Source organism: Amycolatopsis decaplanina DSM 44594 (assembly GCF_000342005.1).
In the GTDB taxonomy this organism is placed as follows: Bacteria; Actinomycetota; Actinomycetes; order Mycobacteriales; family Pseudonocardiaceae; genus Amycolatopsis; species Amycolatopsis decaplanina.
This window is the reverse complement of record NZ_AOHO01000078.1, coordinates 220269-221853: the sequence shown is the minus strand read 5'-3', so window position 1 is coordinate 221853 and position 1585 is coordinate 220269. Positions and strand designations below refer to the sequence as shown.

The window sequence follows — 1585 nt, the reverse complement described above, 5'->3', positions numbered from 1 at the left end:
GACACTCGACGACATATTCGTCTTTCTTGATAAGTTGCTGTGGCATTAGTCCTCTGGTTGCGGTACATGCACGCGCAAGTATCGCAACCAGAGGACTAAATGCTTCCCTGCTTGAAACGGCACCTTTCCTGGTGTGGCGGTCGCACTGAGTATTCCCCGGATAACTGATCGGGTGTGGAAATACGTCTGAATGGCGGTGGCTCATGCGCGCCCGTTGCGAAAGCATGCAACGGGCGTCGGAAACGAGGGTTTCCTCAGGCTGGCCAGTACGTAACGACAACAAAAGGCGGGGCATCGTGCGATCAGAGGGGCATGGCCATCGAACCGCGGAAAGCGTGTGGCCGGAACTGGCGGCCGGAAACGGCAAAGGGGGCGCCCCGCCCATGCCGCTGGGTGTGCTGATGCCGAGCCTGGAACTGGCGAGCTGGCTGGACCGCTACGTGGACCGGATCGTACGGGCCGACCCCAAGGGCGACGACGCGCTCGCCAGTGAGCAACGGGTGGACCTCATGGTCGGCCTCGCGAAAGCCGCGGAGGCCCTCCGTGCTTCGGCGCGGTGTGATCCCGAATCCGCCGAGTACGAGCTGCGTTCGGCACTCGAACTCATGCGGGGGATCGACTTGGATCGATTTGCGCTTTTCGCCCACTAGGGCCCGGGTAGGCCTTCTCTTAGTACCTGCGGCGCTTCTTGCGTGATGCCAGGTTTGAAGTACATGAAGGCCCCTTCCTGTACCTAGGCGCAAGGATGGGGTCCTTCATGTACTGGGGAAGGCGTGAGGGCCCCCTCCCGAATCGCCACTCACGACCCTCCTGCGGAAACGTACATATAGACATCAACCGGATGTCTGGCCGCAGAGTAGAGTCCCTTATGGACAGTCGAGAGCTGAGGGGCCTTCACGTACTGTCAGCACCCGCTCACTCGGGCAGTATTCGCCGACGGAAGTCCCGAATCGTTTCCGGTGCGCTGCGTGAAATAGCGACACGCACTATACAGGGAACCATGTCAGCCGGCGACGTCACAGCAGCGTATCCCGATCGGGTCGACTGCGTTCTCGATGCGCAGTACCCGTACTTCTATCTCAGCGAGAACACCGCGCTGATCAACCCCGGGGTCTCCACCTGGACCGGCATGGTCACCGCGTCGAGTGGAAAGCTGAAGCTGCAGGTGCCGTGGACCGCGAAGCGGGTGCGGGTCGTCACCGAGGTTCACTCCGGCAGGCCGGAAGACGTGATCGAACTCTACGACGATGTCATCGAGTTCGGATACTGGTCCGCGACCGGACTCGCCGCGGTGCTGGACTGGTCGCGGACACTGGCCAGTCCGCTGAACCTGCTGCAGGACGGAGCGGGCGACTACCGCCTTCGCTATCACGTGCGGGACTCGTCCCACGGAGTCGCGGATCTCGGAAGCGGACGAGGTGCGGTAGCGGAAGCGTTGATTCAGCTCTGGCCCGCGAAACTCGGCGGCAAGGAAGAGCTGCGGATCACCGGCGCGCTCGGAAACTTCTGGCACCCCGGGGCGCGGCTGAAGAGCGTCTGGAACAGCTGAGAAACGCCCTTCACTGCCCGAGCACACCCCTGCTGT

2 protein-coding genes are annotated in these 1585 nt (G+C 62.3%); both read left to right on the top strand.

What is annotated here, in order from left to right; genetic code table 11:
• Positions 1-383 precede the first annotated feature (383 nt).
• Positions 384-650, top strand: a complete 267-nt coding sequence (locus H074_RS36150) for a hypothetical protein (RefSeq protein WP_039924302.1) — start codon at positions 384-386, stop codon at positions 648-650.
• A gap of 350 nt (positions 651-1000) precedes the next feature.
• On the top strand, positions 1001-1549 hold the full coding sequence (locus H074_RS36145) for a hypothetical protein (protein WP_007035057.1): 549 nt from the start codon (positions 1001-1003) through the stop codon (positions 1547-1549).
• The last annotated feature ends 36 nt before the right edge of the window (positions 1550-1585 follow it).

Coding starts and splice junctions, on each gene's coding strand:
- H074_RS36150 (WP_039924302.1), top strand. CDS start 384: ATGCCGCTGGGTGTGCTGATGCCGAGCCTGGAACTGGCGAGCTGGCTG.
- H074_RS36145 (WP_007035057.1), top strand. CDS start 1,001: ATGTCAGCCGGCGACGTCACAGCAGCGTATCCCGATCGGGTCGACTGC.